At 57.3% G+C, this 16,934-nt stretch carries 14 protein-coding genes; 10 read left to right on the top strand and 4 right to left on the bottom strand.

Going from position 1 to position 16,934, the window contains the following annotated elements:
• Nucleotides 1-8 precede the first annotated feature (8 nt).
• The 4 genes from ACEN93_RS26490 to ispC all read right to left on the bottom strand — a co-directional run bounded on the left by ACEN93_RS26490 (nt 9) and on the right by ispC (nt 4,276).
• Nucleotides 9-992, bottom strand: coding sequence for a TauD/TfdA family dioxygenase (locus tag ACEN93_RS26490; protein ID WP_039770085.1), 984 nt, complete (start codon nt 990-992; stop codon nt 9-11).
• A gap of 39 nt (nt 993-1,031) precedes the next feature.
• A complete protein-coding gene (locus ACEN93_RS26485; protein WP_039770083.1) occupies nt 1,032-1,772 on the bottom strand; it encodes a thioesterase II family protein in 741 nt (246 codons plus the stop codon).
• A 71-nt stretch (nt 1,773-1,843) separates the two neighbouring features.
• Nucleotides 1,844-3,016, bottom strand: a complete 1,173-nt coding sequence (locus tag ACEN93_RS26480) for an MFS transporter (protein WP_495610694.1) — start codon at nt 3,014-3,016, stop codon at nt 1,844-1,846.
• Nucleotides 3,017-3,100: 84 nt separating this feature from the next.
• Nucleotides 3,101-4,276 carry a 1-deoxy-D-xylulose-5-phosphate reductoisomerase gene (gene ispC / locus ACEN93_RS26475; protein ID WP_414882618.1) on the bottom strand — a complete coding sequence of 392 codons (1,176 nt, stop codon included), beginning with the start codon at nt 4,274-4,276 and terminating at the stop codon, nt 3,101-3,103.
• A 398-nt stretch (nt 4,277-4,674) separates the two neighbouring features.
• On the opposite strand from ispC, the gene idi reads away from it, so the two are divergent.
• From idi to ACEN93_RS26425, 10 genes are all read left to right on the top strand, one after another.
• Nucleotides 4,675-5,220, top strand: a complete 546-nt coding sequence (idi, locus tag ACEN93_RS26470; RefSeq protein ID WP_414882501.1) for an isopentenyl-diphosphate Delta-isomerase — start codon at nt 4,675-4,677, stop codon at nt 5,218-5,220.
• Nucleotides 5,221-5,233: 13 nt separating this feature from the next.
• A complete protein-coding gene (dxs, locus tag ACEN93_RS26465; protein ID WP_414882502.1) occupies nt 5,234-7,066 on the top strand; it encodes a 1-deoxy-D-xylulose-5-phosphate synthase in 1,833 nt (610 codons plus the stop codon).
• A 27-nt stretch (nt 7,067-7,093) separates the two neighbouring features.
• The gene (locus ACEN93_RS26460; protein WP_414882503.1) at nt 7,094-8,053 is read left to right on the top strand and encodes an SAM-dependent methyltransferase; all 960 of its coding nucleotides are present in this window, start codon (nt 7,094-7,096) and stop codon (nt 8,051-8,053) included.
• 30 nt (nt 8,054-8,083) lie between these two features.
• The gene (locus ACEN93_RS26455; RefSeq protein WP_414882504.1) at nt 8,084-9,163 is read left to right on the top strand and encodes a terpene synthase family protein; all 1,080 of its coding nucleotides are present in this window, start codon (nt 8,084-8,086) and stop codon (nt 9,161-9,163) included.
• A gap of 106 nt (nt 9,164-9,269) precedes the next feature.
• Nucleotides 9,270-10,304 (top strand): Rieske 2Fe-2S domain-containing protein, encoded by a 1,035-nt coding sequence (locus tag ACEN93_RS26450; protein WP_414882619.1) that lies wholly within the window; start codon nt 9,270-9,272, stop codon nt 10,302-10,304.
• Nucleotides 10,305-10,471: 167 nt separating this feature from the next.
• Nucleotides 10,472-11,401, top strand: coding sequence for a 4-hydroxy-3-methylbut-2-enyl diphosphate reductase (gene ispH, locus ACEN93_RS26445; protein ID WP_414882505.1), 930 nt, complete (start codon nt 10,472-10,474; stop codon nt 11,399-11,401).
• Nucleotides 11,402-11,426: 25 nt separating this feature from the next.
• The gene (ispG, locus tag ACEN93_RS26440) at nt 11,427-12,695 is read left to right on the top strand and encodes a flavodoxin-dependent (E)-4-hydroxy-3-methylbut-2-enyl-diphosphate synthase (protein WP_414882506.1); all 1,269 of its coding nucleotides are present in this window, start codon (nt 11,427-11,429) and stop codon (nt 12,693-12,695) included.
• A gap of 331 nt (nt 12,696-13,026) precedes the next feature.
• A complete protein-coding gene (locus tag ACEN93_RS26435) occupies nt 13,027-14,031 on the top strand; it encodes a terpene synthase family protein (RefSeq protein WP_103386386.1) in 1,005 nt (334 codons plus the stop codon).
• 115 nt (nt 14,032-14,146) lie between these two features.
• Entirely contained in the window at nt 14,147-14,947 is an 801-nt protein-coding gene (locus ACEN93_RS26430; protein WP_085667895.1) for a glucose 1-dehydrogenase, read from the top strand.
• Nucleotides 14,940-16,769 carry a glycoside hydrolase family 15 protein gene (locus ACEN93_RS26425; RefSeq protein ID WP_490841652.1) on the top strand — a complete coding sequence of 610 codons (1,830 nt, stop codon included), beginning with the start codon at nt 14,940-14,942 and terminating at the stop codon, nt 16,767-16,769. Before ACEN93_RS26430 ends, ACEN93_RS26425 begins: the two co-directional genes overlap by 8 nt.
• Nucleotides 16,770-16,934: the final 165 nt, after the last annotated feature.

Here is a 16,934-nt window from a genome sequence, read left to right as displayed (position 1 = left end):
GCGACGGGTCAGAGTGCGTCCTGGGAGTGACCTTCGGCCATGGCCACGATCACCTTGCGCGGGCCTTCGAACGGCGAGCGGGCATGGGCCGACAACATGTTGTCGAGCATCAGTACATCGCCCTCCTGCCACGGAAAGCTGATGGCGCATTCGTCGAGCACCGCACGAATCTGGCTCAACACTTCATCCTCGATGGGCGAACCGTCACCGTAGTAGACGTTACGCGGCAGGTCCTCTTCATCGACGATGTCGAGCAGGCTCTCGCGCACCTCCGGTTGCAGGTTGGAGATGTGGAACAGGTGCGCCTGGTTGAACCAGACCATGTCCCCGGTGACCGGATGCCGGGCCACAGCCTGACAGGTCTGGCGGGTACGCAGTTCGCCGTCGTCCTTCCACTCGCAGACAATGCCGTGGGCCTGACAGTAGGCTTCGACCTCGGCCTGATCTTCGGTGTTGAACACATCTTCCCAGGCCACATCCAGGCCGTTGCCGAAGTTGCGCACATACATCAGACCTTTGCTGACAAAGCGTTCGCGGATCGCCAGCGGAATCCGGCGATACACTTCGCGACTGTCGGCAATCGGCGTTTCGCCACCCGACCTGGCCGCGATCATGCTGTAGAACCAGATCTTCATCGGCCAGTCCCGGGAGTAGGCCTGCTCGTTATGCAGCGGAATACTCTGGTGCGCCGGGTATTCGGTGGAGGTGTATACCCCCTGCGTCACGTTGGTACGTGGCGTGGAGCCGAACTCGTAGTTCAGCAGCGGATGGCCGAAGCTCGCCGCAAACTCGCGAAAGCGCTCCGCACCCTCCAGCCGGAACCCGCGAAACAGCACACCGCCGTCTTGCAGCAGGTGCTCATCGACCAGCGCTTTCAATTCGTCGAACACCGCCAGCAAATCGGTATCGGCGTCGCTCGCCTCCACCAGCAGCGGCAGGCGACCGCGGTGCGGCAACAACGGACGGACGGAAAATCCCTCAGCAACAGCCATGACTGGCCTCCTCAAAACACTCGATAGGTGAACCGCGCCTTACAGCGCCGGTGCCGCCGACAGCGCATGGCGCCGGTGATGGGCTTCCAGGTGATTCTTGAGCGTGCGGATGACCCGGGCTTCATGCTCATGAATGAAGAAGTGCCCGCCGGTCATCATGTCCACCGAAAAACTGCCCAGCGTCTCTTTGCTCCAGCCGATCAACTGTTCTGTGGTTGCGCGGTCCTCCTTGCCGCCCAGCACATGCACCGGGCAATTGAGCAGTGGCCGCTCGATCGGCGTGAAGCGTCCGCACATCATGAAATCGGCGCGCAGGACCGGCAGCGTCAGGCTCATCAGCTCCTGATTGGCCAGTACTTCTTCGCTGGTGCCCTGAAAGGTGCGCAGCTGTTCGATCAGCTCTTCGTCGCTGCGCGGCTCGGAAAAACCTCGGTCGTAATCGCTGCGCATGCTCGGGGCGGCCGTGCCGGAGGCGAACAGCGCCACCGGCTCGGGCGCACCAAGATCGCGAAAGGCGTGGGCCAGCTCGCACGCGAGCAGCGCGCCCAGGCTATGCCCGAACAGCGCATAGGGCGCCTGCAGCGAAGGTTTATGCTCGCGAGCCAGTTGCCGGGCCAGGGCCCGCATGTCGATTTGCAGGGGTTCGTCGTAGCGCGCGCCGCGTCCGGGCAACTCCACCGGTTGCAGTTGCATCCACGACGGCAGCTGGCGCCGCCAGCGGCTGTAGACCATGGCGCTGGCGCCCGAATAGGGCAGGCACAGCAGTGTCAGCTTTGTCACCGCGTTTACCTCAATGGGTTATCTGTAAAAGAGAACGGATGAGGCACGACGGGAATTAGTCCGGGTGACGATCACTTCAAATGACGGAAACTCTGCACCGCCGAGCCCAGCACCACCGCCCCGGCGGCAATCGCCAGCCAGAAGCCGCTGCGGGCGCCGAACGCATCCACCAGTGCGCCGGAACCCGCCGCGCCGATGGCCACGCCGATACTCAAACCCGTCACCAGCCAGGTCAGGCCTTCGGTGAGTTTGGCTGGCGGCACGATGCGCTCGATCAACGCCATCGCCACGATCAGGGTCGGCGAGAAGAACAGGCCGGCGATGAACACCGCGACGGCCAACCCGAAAATGTTGCTCGCCAGCAACAGCGGCAAAGTGGTCACCGCGTTCGCCAGACCGCCGTAGAGAAACAGGCGCGGCAACGGCAGCTTCGAGCGCATCGCACCGAAGGCGATACCGGCCAGACAGGAACCGATGGCGTACACCGACAGCACGATGCTCGCCGCCGCCGGCTGACCCTGCTGCTGGGCGAACGCGACGCTGACCACATCCACCACGCCGACAATCACGCCCATGGCGAGCATCAACGCCAGCAGCCATTGCACGTCGCTCGAACGAATGATCGAACCCTGATGCTGCGATTCGTGCGGATGCACCGGCGGCTCAGTACTGCGCTGGGCGACGAACGCCGTGACGCCGATGACCAACATCAACAGCGCCGCCAGCGGCCCGGCCTCGGGAAACACGCCGACGCACAAGCCTACCGAGAGCGGCGGGCCGACGATAAAGCAGACTTCGTCGAGCACCGACTCCAGCGCATAAGCGGTCTGCAACTGCGGCTGGCCGCGATAGATTTCGGTCCAGCGCGCTCGCGCCATCGCCGACATGCTCGGCATGCAACCGGCCAGCGCGGCGCAGACAAACAGGGTCCAGGTCGGCGCCTGCAAACGGGTGCACAGCAGCAACATCAGCAGCGCGCCACCGCCGATCAGCGCCGCCACCGGCAGCACCCTCCCCTGACCGAAGCGATCCACCAGTCGCGACACCTGCGGCGCACAAAACGCCGTGGCCAGCGCAAACGTCGCCGCCACCCCACCCGCCAACGCGTAGCCGCCGGTCAATTGCGAGAGCATGGTGATCACGCCGATGCCGGTCATGGAAATCGGCATGCGCGCGATCATCGCGGCCATCACAAAAGCCCGGGCGCCGGGGGCGTTGAACAGTTCGCGGTAAGGGTTTGCCATCGGATGCAGCCTCATCAGGGGCGGCCAAGTTGCCACAAAGCCTGACGGGCGGGGAAGCGAGGAATTGTTGGTGGAGTGTGAAGACTACAAGCGTGCGATTGACTCACGACTGACTCTACGTGCCTGGTCATCTATTGCCAGAATGTCGTCAATCGTATTAACCGGCGCTGAGTCGATGCGTTGCAGGGTTCGATCAATGACTCGCACGATGTCAGTGAAAGAAATTCGCATGGACAAAAAGGCGTCGACCGCCACTTCATTTGACGCGTTCAGGACAATACTTGCCGCCGGCGGTTGATTGATCACCTCCATGGCCAACTCAAGACACGGGAAACGAACAAGATCAGGTTTCTCGAAGGTCAATGCCGACAACTGGCTGAGATCCAATGGCGCGACGCCTGAAGTTATACGTTGCGGATAGGCCAACGCATGGGCAATGGACATGCGCATATCGGGATTGCCCATCTGTGCCAGTACGGACTGATCCCGAAAAACCACCATCGAATGAACAATGCTCTGAGGGTGTATCAGCGCCTCGATACGCGACGGCGCCGTATTGAACAACCAGCTGGCCTCAATGATCTCCAGGCCTTTGTTAATCATCGTTGCTGAGTCGACGGATATTTTTCGGCCCATCACCCAGTTGGGATGAGCACAGGCTTCTTTGGGCGTAACGTCTCTGAGCGATGCCAGCGAACGCGTCCTGAACGGCCCGCCCGAGGCGGTCAGAATCAACCGCTCAACGCCGGATAATTCGGGATCACAACCTTGCAAGCATTGAAAGATCGCATTGTGTTCGCTATCCAGCGGCAAAATAACTGCACCGGACTCTCTGGCCGTGCGCATGAACAACGCACCAGACATGACTAAGGCTTCCTTGTTGGCCAAGAGTATTTTTTTTCCGGCCCGGGCAGCGCTCAAAGTTGGCAGAAGCCCTGCCGCACCGACAATGGCAGCAACGACGGTATCGCACTCTGCGACACAAACGACCTCGCACAAAGCCTCAATACCGCAACATACTTCGGTACGTGACTGTACTGCCTGTAGATGTGCCTGAAGCTCTATCGCGTGGTGCGGTTCACTTACGACAGCCACGATCGGGTTAAACTCAAGACACTGTTGAAAAAGCTTTTTTATATTGCAATGCGCACTTAATGCATACACAACATACTTGTCAGAGTTACGTGCGACTACATCTAAAACACTGTCGCCAATAGACCCGGTAGAACCGAGAACACATAGGCGTTGTAACATTTGAATACCCTAACCCATCAAAACCAGACGTTAAAACTTCGATATATACAAAATCGAAATCACCCAACATCAAAAAAACTCCCACAACCTGCGACATCCACCATCACAAAATTCAGAGAAGTTCTGTCTGACAATAGCTACAAAGCTACGTACCACAAGTGCTATCTCTATGAGCGTTTGCTATAAGCATCAATACAATTCTGAATATTCACTCGCAAAATACCGCATACACCATAGAACTATACAACCAGAAAAACGCACCAAGAATAAGAAAAAGATCTAATCAAAATTTGCCCCTTCAACAACAAACAACTAACTTCCAACCACAACACCCGTCTGTTTTTCCCTAAGAAGTCTGGTCAGCGTAGTAACGCCCAGTAGCGAAGACGTATTGGAGTCTAGCTATGGAAGAGTTACTTATTCTGGTCAATCGGCGAGATCGTAAAAAAGGCTGTGCGCCCAAGTTGCAGGCCCATCAATTCGGGCTTTTGCACCGTGCGTTCTCGATCTTCATTTTCGATAACACTGGCCGTGTCCTGTTACAACAACGCGCCTTCGGCAAATACCATTCTCAAGGCCTGTGGACCAACACTTGCTGCGGGCATCCCCGGCTTGGCGAGCGGACGCTTTCAGCCGCAAAACGCCGTTTGCAGGAAGAGATGGGCATAACCTGCTCCTTGCGCAAGGTTTCCACGCTGCTCTACCGCGAAGAAGTCTCGAACCAACTGATAGAGCACGAGTTCGACCACGTGTTCGTCGGTGTCAGTGACTGTGACCCCATCGCCAATCCCGAAGAAGCCCATGCATGGCAGTGGCTCAAGCTTTCACAACTCCCCGCACGCATCGCAGCTGCCCCCGAGACCTTCACCGTTTGGTTCCGTCGGATCGTCGAGACCACCGGAGTTGCCAGGATAAGCACCTGGAAAGAACTCGCAAAAACGAACCACTAGAAAGGAATCCAGCATGTTCGAATTACTCAAGACCATCGATAGCCCGGTTGATTTGCGTGCGCTGCATGTCGCCGCCCTGGGCCCACTCGTGGATGAACTGCGGGCGTTCATTTTGCATAGTGTCGCTAGAACCGGCGGTCACCTCTCGGCCAACCTTGGCACCGTGGAATTGATTGTTGCGCTGCATTACGTGTTCAACACCCCCAACGACAGAATCGTGTGGGATGTCGGCCATCAGGCCTACGCCCACAAAATCCTTACCGGTCGACGTGAAGCGATGGAGAGTATTCGCCAATTCGGTGGAATTTCCGGCTTTCCTCGCCGTTGCGAATCTGAATTCGACACCTTTGGCACGGCGCACTCGAGCACTTCCATCTCGGCGGCACTGGGCATGGCGTTGGCCGCTCGCAATCAATCGCAACCCCGCCATTGCGTAGCAGTAATCGGCGACGGCGCGGTAACCGGCGGCATGGCATACGAAGCGATGAACAATGCCGGCTTATATAAGCAATTGCCGTTTCTGGTGATTCTCAACGACAACGACATGTCGATCTCGCCACCGGTCGGGGCCTTGCGCGAATACTTCGGGAAATTGAAGCAGGTAAAAGAGTCAGGAACACAGGCGACTTTTTTCGAAGCCTTGGGCTTTGGCTACACAGGCCCCATCAACGGCCATCAACTCGACGAGTTGCTGCCTGCACTGCGTGCCCTGAAAAAACTGCGCGGCCCGCAACTGCTGCACATTGTCACGGAAAAGGGGCACGGTTATTCACCGGCAGCATCCAACCCGGTGCTTTACCACGGACCGGGAAAATTTGACCCCGCACACGGTATCGATCCCCCTGTGACCAGCAAGGCCACTTACACCCAAGTATTTGGCAGGTGGATATGTGATGAAGCTGAACGTGATCCAAACGTCGTGGCAATCACCCCAGCGATGTGCGAAGGATCAGGTCTGGTGGAGTTCGAACGACGCTTCCCCGACCGTTTTTTCGATGTCGGAATTTCCGAACAACACGCGCTGACCTTCGCTGCAGGATTGGCAGTCGAGGGTTTGAAACCGGTGGTGGCGATCTACTCGACCTTTTTGCAACGAGCTTACGACCAGTTGATTCACGATATCGCTATCCAGAATCTGCCTGTGGTTTTCGCCATAGACCGGGCTGGTATCGTCGGTGCCGACGGCGCCACTCACACGGGCGCTTTCGACATCGCTTATCTGCGCTGTGTACCGAACCTTACTGTCATGGCCCCGGCAGATGAAGACGAATGCCGGCAGATGCTCCACACCGCACTCCTCCAAAAAGGCCCGAGTGCAGTGCGATATCCACGCGGATCGGGTAACGGCATCGTTACATCGCGGGCATTGCATACCCTGCCGGTGGGCAAAGGTGAAATCCGCCGAACCTCCACGCAGCCCACCGGCTATCGCATCGCCATCCTGGCGTTCGGCTCGATGCTGCGCCCCGCCCTTGAAGCCGCCGAAGCATTCGACGCCACTGTCGCCAACATGCGCTTTATCAAACCCCTCGATGGGGCCCTCGTTGAGCAACTGGCCCGGAACCATGATCTGTTGGTAACCATTGAGGAAGGTTGCGTGATGGCGGGTGTTGGCTCAGCGTGCCTGGAGCAGTTAGCCGCGATCAGCCACTCACCGCCAGTGCTGCAATTGGGCTTCGTCGATCAATTCATCGAGCACGGTGCATCTGAAAAATTACTGAGTATGTGCGGGCTCGATGCGCCCGGGATCACGCGTTCGATAGAGGTGTTTATAAGCCGCCTCGATGTGAAGTTTCCCGACAACAGCAACGCAACGATCGGCGTGTCGTTGCGGACACGAGTATGACGTGAATATTCACAAGGAGAGAAAACAATGAGCAAACAAGCCAAACCGGCTGTCATCGCCGACGAAACTCACTTGCCCTATCAGATCATTCAAGGATCCAGCGTCGATAACTACCAGGAAAAGGTTGTATACACCTATGGCGACAGTCCCGAAGACTGGCGCAAGGCGATCGGTAATTACATCCTCTTCCAGTTCGGTGTCTATGACGATCCACGTTCGACACCGCCAATCAGCCTCGACGAGTCAGGTATTCGCTACTTTGAGCGCCAACTGAAACTGGCAGGTCTGGAAGAACCCGATCGCCCACCGATCAAACGTATTCTCGATATCGGCTGTGGCTGGGGTTACATCCTTAAGTACCTGGCCGAACGCTTCCCGGAATGCCAGCACCTCGACGGCGTGAACGTCAGCCGGCGCCAACTGGAATTCTGCGCAAAATTTCACGCCGAACAGGGTTTGACCGATCGCATCAATCTGTACCTGTGCAACGCCAAAGACATCGAATTGCTCCCCGATGCCGATGAGCCCTATGACCTGGTGATCATTCGCGGCGTGATCTCGCACTTTCCCGATGAACTCTACGAAAACACCATGCGCGCCCTCTTTTCTCGAGTGCGCGAAAGCGGCGTCGTGGTGATTTCCGACAACCTTTACAACACCGATCCCAAGGAATACAAACCCGACACTCCGGATGACGTGGATCGCTTGGCCTGCAAACACCGCAAGACACCTGAGTACTTTCGTCAAGTGCTGGAAGGGAGTGGTTTCACCACTCATGACATGCGCGTATTGCCATCCAACATAGATGTTGCACGCTGGTTGATGGATTCGAAAGCCAATATTGAAAACGAGGAACTGTTTCCGAATGGGGTGACGGGGGCATTGGAAGAGTTGCGGGTATTGGCGGAGAACTGGTCGGTGGCGCTGCTTAAGAACAAGGTTTCTACTTATAGTGTGATTGTAAAAAAGCCAGGCGAAAAGTTCTGATCGCTTTTAAAAATATCACAAGGAGTCTACATGACCACTCTTACACTAACCAATATCAATTGCCCATTGCCATATAGAATTTATCCAGAAAGTGAAAAGCTTGAGGAAGGAGTTATCTCGTGGATGGATAAATGGCATTTATACAGTGATGAAAAACATCGGCAACGTCTGGCCAGCGTTGGATGCGGCCGCCTGGCGGCACTGATGTACCCCTATGCGGCGAGTGCTTATATCGCACAAATCTTCGCGGACTATACTCTTTGGGCTTTTTCATTTGACGACGAGTACTGCGACGAAGGTGCAATGAGTGAAAACCCCGCGCGATCAATTACCGCCATGTTACAGATGCAACGCTCGATCGAATCACCCGAAGTCCCCGCTTACCCTGAAAACAATTTTGCAATGGCTTTACGCGACATACGTCTAAGGCTGGACAAATATACAACTCCATTACACACCTCTAGATTTGTAAATACTCAACGTGGCTACTTCATGGTCGAAGTAGGAAAACTGGTCAATCCACAACCAACCTTGAACGATAGCGCACTGCTGCGTCTTAGTTCAGGTGGCGGAATGGTTTTTCCAACTTTTGGCCATATTAGCACCCTGGTCAATATAAGCCAGTCAGATATGGAGGATCGACGCCTATGTGCTCTGACCGAAATGGCTGCAATGATGATTGTCTGGGAAAGTGACTTCTTTTCGTATGGCAAAGAACTGGCAAGAGATCCCGAGGGCAGACAACATAATATTGTCTCTCTGATTCAACAGCGCACTGGAATTACTCATAATCAAGCATTGGCAGAAGCTTTCAGCATGCGCGACAACATTGCTGGCTTGTATATGCGACTGAGAGAGTCTGTGCTAGCAAAAGCATCACCGGAAGTTGAAGCCTATATCCAGAGCCTGGATTGTTACTGGCGTGGGGGGTTGGAGTGGATAATTGAAAACCCTCGATACCGTTACTTGAATGGAGTCGACGGACCACTGGCTTATTACGGGGGAACTCTGACCGAGAACTTCCCGGATAATTGCAGGGGAATAGTCGATATTCCTTCAATATCTTGGTGGTGGCATTACGATCCTTTGCATTCAGCCCCTATAGACTAGGCCACATAGAGAAAAAAGTGTGCGACAGGAATCCTGTCGATTACGAGATAGTGGGGAAACTCACCGTCCATTAATACTCAACTATAGGTGGGATCACTTCGTGACAATGTCGAGCACTCCTAATGAGAGGATAACTCCATCAACTTTATATCCTGACGGCTGGTTCGTACTGTGCTTCGCCAGTGAACTCAAACCCAAAGCTGTGAAAACGGTGCCATTCATGGGCGAGGAATTAGTGCTTTACCGCACGGAATCAGGCGCTGTCCGAGCCGTCGAGCCCTTTTGTCCGCACCTGGGTGCCCATCTCGGAAGAGGAGGAAAGATCGTCGGCGAAACCATTGTGTGCCCGTTTCATCATTTCGCGTTCACTGCGGATGGCCATTGCCTACACACTCCCAGCGGGATCAAACCGCCACAGGCAAGGCTCACTCACCGCCGAGTACAAGAATGGAACGGACTGATATTCGTGTGGCAGGGATCTGATGTACCCCACGCAATATGGAAACTGCCCGACCTTCAATTGGCAGGATTTCCCACTCCGCTCAGAAGTCATCACAACGCACGGGGCAACCTCCAGAACATAGGCGAAAATGTCTTTGACCTGAACCATTTCGCACCTGTTCACAGCTGGATGAATGCAGTCATGCAGCCACCTATCGCCGAAGGTCATCAACTGACAGTCCAGTACACTATGGAAGTACTCGGGCTCGCCATAGAGATGAAAATGACGCTTTACGGGCTCGGATTAACGGTTGTGGATGTGACCCAGAAACGACTAGGTCTGCATATCATATTGATGGTGACTCCTACCCAGATAGCCCCACAGCAATGGTCATTGAAAGACTTCATGGTGCTTCGGGTCGAGAGGCTCTCGATGTTCCCACGCTGGATAAGAAACACATTGAATCTGGCCCTGACAGCGGCGGCTTACCATTTCTGGTTCATTCCTGAGGCGAAAAAAGACCTTCATATCTGGGCGTACAGGAATTACGGCGCAAAACCTAAACTCACCGTCAACGAAGGCCCGATTATGATTTTCCGCAGTTGGACGGCGCAGTTCTATCCACCTCATGAAGTCGCGCCCGAAAAGCTACCGCTAACGGGATCGCTCATTGCTTCTACCCGCGACATACACACTTGAAGTGTCACGGAGCCAGGGCCAGCAATGGACACTGATCGCCCTTTGAGTAGCATCGAACAGCCGTAAAAGCCCCTCGCGAACCTTTAGCGACAGAGATGTGGGCGAAGCCTGTTCAGATAGATTGTGCTCATTGACAGGTAAATACCGAAGGAACGTGAGAATCCACCATGAAAGTCATCCTCGCCCAACCCCGAGGTTTCTGCGCCGGTGTAGTTCGCGCTGTCGATACCGTCGAACAGGCCCTTGAGCAATTCGGTGCACCAGTCTATGTGCGGCACGAAATCGTCCATAACCAGCACGTGGTCGAGGACTTGCGGGCCAAAGGAGCACGATTCGTCGAAGATCTGAATGAAGTACCAGCCAATGCCGTCACGATTTTCAGCGCTCATGGTGTTGGAAAAGAGGTAGAAAACAATGCTCACCAGCGGGGATTAAAGGTCCTGGACGCCACCTGCCCGCTGGTGACCAAAGTGCACAACCAGGGTCGTCAATACGCTGCCCGAGGTTATCAGGTGATCCTGATTGGCGAACCGGACCATCCCGAGGTGATCGGCACGCTCGGACAAATTCCCTCTCCGGTGGTGGTCGTACAAACCGAAGCGCAAGTCGCCACACTCGAGTTTTCACAGGACACACCGCTGGCCTACATCACCCAAACCACCCTCAGCGTCGACGACACCCATGCAGTAGTCGACGCACTCAAGCGGCGTTATCCGCAGATCATCGGACCCGACACCCGCGACATTTGCTATGCCGTACAGAATCGTCAAACGGCTGTACGTGAACTGAGCCAATGCGTCGATGTGGTGCTGGTGATCGGCAGCCCACAAAGCGCCAACTCCGTGACGTTGCGTGATATCGCCGCTGAAACAGGAATCCCCAGTTACCTGATCGCCGATGGCAGCGCAGTTCACAGCGAATGGCTTAACGATCAATCGACCATCGGTATTACCGCCGGGGCTTCAACGCCTGAGGCAATGGTCAGCGATGTTCTCAACGCCCTGAGCAGGATCGCCCCGCTCCAGATCGAGAACCTGCCGGGGCGCGAAGAACATGTTCACTTCCGCCTTCCCGACGGGTTGATCACCCGTCAGTAAGCAGCACCCCACTGGAGTCAAATCCATGGACAACCCCATCGTTCGACGCACCACCCGGCAAGTAATCATCGGTCCCGTCACCATAGGCAGCGAAGGGCCTGTTGTTGTGCAGGCCATGACCAACACCGACACCACCGACGCCCAAGCCACAGCCCGTCAGGTCGAAAGTCTGGCGCTGGCAGGTGCCGAGCTGGTGCGGATCACGGTCAACAGCCACGATGCCGCAGCGCAAGTGGCGCACATTCGCGAGCTTCTGGATCGGCGCAACATTAAAGTGCCGCTGGTGGGTGACTTTCATTTCAACGGCCATCGTTTATTGGCGGCATATCCCGAATGCGCCGAGGCACTGGGCAAGTACCGCATCAACCCCGGCAATGTCGGCAAAGGGGCCAAGCGTGACGAGCAGTTTTGCAGCATGATCGAAGCCGCCTGCCGCTACGGCAAGCCGGTGAGAATCGGCGTTAACTGGGGCAGCCTGGACCCGGTTTTGCTGGCTCGAATGATGGACGCAAACGCGGCATCAGCCCTGCCGCTGGAGTCCGATGCGGTGATGCGTGAGGCGCTAGTGGTATCGGCGCTGGAGAATGCGCAACGGGCCATCGACGTCGGCTTGCCGGCAGACCGGATTGTGCTGTCGGCAAAAGTCAGCCATGTGCAGGATTTGATCGCGGTGTACCGCAATCTCGCCGCACGTTGCGATTTTCCGCTGCATCTGGGGTTGACCGAGGCCGGCATGGGCTCCAAAGGTATCGTCGCCTCCTCTACCGCGCTGGCGGTGCTTTTGCAGGAAGGCATCGGTGACACGCTGCGCATTTCCCTGACTCCGGAACCCAACGGTGACCGCACCCGTGAAGTGCTCGTGGCGCAGCAGATTCTGCAGGTCATGGGCTTGCGTGCATTTACCCCCACCGTGGTGGCCTGTCCCGGGTGCGGGCGCACCACCAGCAGCTTTTTTCAGGAACTGGCGCAGCAGATTGAAGGTTTTCTCCAGGCCCGAATGCCCGAGTGGAAAATGCAATTTCCCGGCGTCGAAAATATGCATGTCGCGGTCATGGGCTGCGTCGTCAATGGCCCGGGCGAAAGCCGTCTGGCGAACATCGGCATTTCCCTGCCTGGAGCAGGAGAGCATCCATCGGCACCGGTGTACATGGACGGCGAGCGGGTAATGACACTCAAGGGCAGCAACATCGCAACGGACTTCACTGAGTTGCTCGACGCCTACGTGACTGCCCGGTATGGCCTGCAATCCGAGGCCAAAGCCAGACTGGAAGCACTGTTAAATCCATCCCGGTGAAGTTGAATAGATTTAGCAACGTCGTTGGAGATCTCTTCAAGTTTCAATGTGAACTCGTAGCCAAGTTGCCACAAAGCCTGACGGGCGGGGAAGCGAGGAATTATTGGTGGAGTGTGAGGGGAGTGCTCCCGCGAAAGGTTCAGGATCTTGGCTTCGCGAATTGCCTGCCTGACGCTTCGGGCGGGTCGCTGACCGCTCGTCCATTGAGCTGCGCACCTGTCAAACCTGACAGGTGCGTAAATTCTGCCAAAGGTTTTACATGGACCTGTCACCCCTGCCCAGGAACCGCGTCGGTGAGCACCACAATCGACCGCGAATAAAGGATCGCACCATGAATCAATCCATTGCCCCGACACCACGCAGCGCGACTGCACCCTTTATCATCCGCGCCGTACGCTGCCCGCCGCCTACGCGCATTGATGATGCGCTGGGCCAGGAAGTCAACGATCGCCTGATGGCCTGGATACCGAGCGTGGGAATCTTTGCCGGCAAAGAGGAAAAAATCCGCGCCAGCGACTTCGGTCGCTATGCAATGCTGTGCCACGCCGACACGAATGATCCGAATCGACTGTTACTCGCAGCGCAATGCTTTGCGGCGTTGTTTGCGGTGGACGATCACTATTGCGACGATCAATCCCTCGGCGGTCGCCCCGAGACAGTGGCCGAACACTTATCGTTCGCCCTCACCGCGATCGACCCGCCCTATGTGCCTGCACCGTTCGACAAAGAACTCGTAAAACAGCAGATACGCGACCCAGTGATCAGAGGATTGCTGGCTTACATGAAACGGGTCGCCCAATTCTGCACGCCCTCGCAAGTCGCCCGGGTACGCCAGATCACCATCGCCATGTTCGTCACCATGGCGGCGGAAGGTCCTTGGCGCCTCTATGGCACTCAACCCACCGTCGCCGAATACCTGGCCAGTCGGCAGGTCAACAGCTTCTGGCCTTGCCTGGTATTGATCGATCCGATTGGCGGCTACGAAGTCCCGGCCAACACATATTCCCGTCCAGAGATTCACCACATCACCGCACTGGCTTCGCTGGCGACCACTCTGGTCAACGATCTGTATTCCGCTTACAAAGAGCACCTGAACGAAACCGGCGACTTCAAGCTGCCTTATCTGCTGGCAGCCAGGCACAACTGTTCGCTTCAAGAGGCAATCGACCTGGCAGCCGATATCCATGACGCAGTGATGGAAGAATACGAACGCCTGCATGGAACGCTGATGAAAGGCACGCGCTCGCCGGTATTGCGGCGCTATCTCACAGGATTGAGTACATGGATCGGTGGCAATCTGGAGTGGCATAAACACAGTGCCCGGTACCATATCTGAACCCGTCCAGCCCTGCGGGGCTCGACTTGATTACGTGCCCCTTCGCATTCACGCTGAACTCTGACTCAAGGATGCCGGTCAGCAGATCAGATCCCCGCATAAGGCGCGACCGTTCATGCAGATTTCCCTCGCCCGCCAAGTGGCTCTTGTCACCGGCGCCAGTTCCGGCATCGGCCACGGTGCCGCCAAAGCCCTGGCCGCTGCCGGTGCTGCCGTGGTCATCAACTACAACCGTCAGGCCGAGCCCGCCGAAGCGCTGGCCCGGCAGATCGTCGCCGACGGTGGCCAAGCCATCGCCATCGGCGCCGATGTCTCGAAGGAGGAAGACGTTGAGCGGCTGTTCCAACAGACCCTCGACGCCTTTGGAACGCTGGACATTCTGGTGGCCAACTCCGGCCTGCAAAAAGACGCGGCGGCTGTGGATATGTCGCTGGCCGACTGGAACGCGGTGATCGGCGTCAACCTCACCGGCCAGTTCCTCTGCGCCCGCGCCGCGCTGCGGATCTTCAACCGCCAGGGCGTGCGCGAAGGCGTGTCCCGGGCTGCCGGCAAGATCATCCACATGAGTTCGGTGCACCAGCGCATTCCATGGGCCGGACACGTGAATTACGCAGCGTCCAAGGGCGGCGTCGATCAGTTGATGCAGACCCTGGCTCAGGAAGTCAGCCACCAGCGCATCCGCATCAACGGCATCGCGCCGGGGGCGATCCGCACGGCCATCAATAAGGACGCCACCGAAGGCGATGCGGGCCAGGCGCTGCTCAAACTCATCCCTTACGGGCGCATCGGCGATGTCGAGGACGTGGCCAACGCGGTGGTGTTTCTCGCCTCCGATGCCTCCGACTACATCGTCGGCACCACCCTGTTCATCGACGGCGGCATGAGCCTCTATCCGGAGTTCCGTGGCAATGGCTGAGCATCCTTCCGAACGACAAAGCCCCATCGACGCCCACGGCATCATTGGCGACCTGCGCAGCGCAGCGCTGGTCAACGACAAGGGCAGTGTGGATTTCTTCTGCTGGCCGGAGTTCGACAGTCCGTCGATCTTCTGTTCGCTGCTCGATACCCCCGACGCGGGAATTTTCCAGCTCGCGCCAGACCTGCCCGATGCCCGGCGCGAGCAGATCTACCTGCCGGACACCAATGTCCTGCAAACCCGCTGGCTCAGCGACCACGCCGTGGTGGAAATCACCGATCTGCTGCCGATTGGCGACAACGACGATGCCTTGCCGCTGTTGATGCGCCGAGTTCGGGTGGTCAGCGGGCAGGCGACGTTTCACCTGCGCTGCGCCGTTCGGCATGACTACGCCCGCGCTGAGACCCGCGCCGTCATCGATAAACAGGATGTGCTGTTCAGCGCCAGCGGGCAGCCGACGCTGCGCCTGGCCTCGGATCAAACCTTGAGCGTCGATCACGCTGCGGCGGTCGGGCAATTCACCCTCAAGCAGAATCAGACTGCCGCATTCATGCTCGGCGCCAGCGACGATCCGCGCTTTGCCGAAGGCGCCGCGCAGCTGTGCATCGAACGCACGCTGAAGTTCTGGCGCGACTGGATCGGCCAGTCCAACTATCGCGGTCGCTGGCGGGAAATGGTCAACCGCTCGGCCCTCGCTCTGAAGTTGTTGACCTCACGCCAGCACGGCGCAATCCTCGCCGCCGCCACCTTCGGCCTGCCGGAAACACCCGGCGGCGAACGCAACTGGGACTATCGCTACACCTGGATCCGCGACGCCTCGTTCACCGTCTACGCCTTCATGCGCCTGGGGTTTGTCGACGAAGCCAACGCCTACATGCGCTGGCTGCGCGGGCGGGTCAGCGACTGCTGCGGCCAGTCGTCGATGAAGCTGAACATCCTCTATGCGATCGACGGCCGCCAGGAACTGCCGGAAACCGAACTCACGCATTTGTCCGGCCATGGCGGCGCGAAACCGGTACGGATCGGCAATGGCGCGTACGACCAGATTCAACTGGATATCTTCGGCGAACTGATGGACGCCGTTTATCTGGTCAACAAATACGGCGACGCGATTTCCCACGAAGGCTGGCAACACGTGATGGAAGTGGTCGACCAGGTCTGTGAGACCTGGCAGACCAAGGATGTAGGCATCTGGGAAATGCGCGGTGAGCAACATCACTTCCTGCACTCGCGACTGATGTGCTGGGTGGCGCTGGACCGGGCGATCCGCCTGGCTTCAAAACGCTCGCTGCCGGCACCGTTCGCCCGCTGGGACCAGACCCGTCAGGCGATCCACGCCGACATCTGGGACAACTTCTGGAACGAAGAGCGCGGACATTTTGTGCAATACCAGGGCGGCACGGCGCTGGATGGCTCGATGCTGCTGATGCCGCTGGTGCGCTTCGTCAGCGCCAAGGATCCGAAATGGCTGGCGACGCTGGAAGCCATCGAGAAACATCTGGTGCGTGACGGCATGGTTTACCGCTACCGCAACGACGATGCCGGCATCGACGGTTTGTCCGGCACTGAAGGCGCCTTCGCCGCGTGCTCGTTCTGGTACGTCGAATGCCTGGCCCGCGCAGGGCAAGTTGAAAAGGCTCATCTGGAATTCGAGCAACTGCTGCGCTACGCCAATCCGCTGGGGTTGTACGCCGAGGAATTCGACAACCGCGGCCGGCATCTGGGCAACACGCCCCAGGCGTTAACCCATCTGGCGTTGATCAGTGCGGCGAGTTTTCTTGATCGCAAGTTGAGTGGGGAGAAGAATTACTGGCAGCCGTGAGTGAACGTTTCCTTATATTCCACACTTGGCTATCCCCTATGAAAACACGCTCTAGGCAGCAAGGACCGTGATTCCCCACAGCTTCCTAAAATGAGGATGCCCCACAATATTTTGGCTACGAAGAACAAAATGCGGTTTGGACGGGGCACTGACCGGAGCGTCATC

It is taken from the genome of Pseudomonas sp. Pseusp21, assembly GCF_059492145.1.
This window is presented reverse-complemented; position numbering and strand designations above follow the sequence as displayed.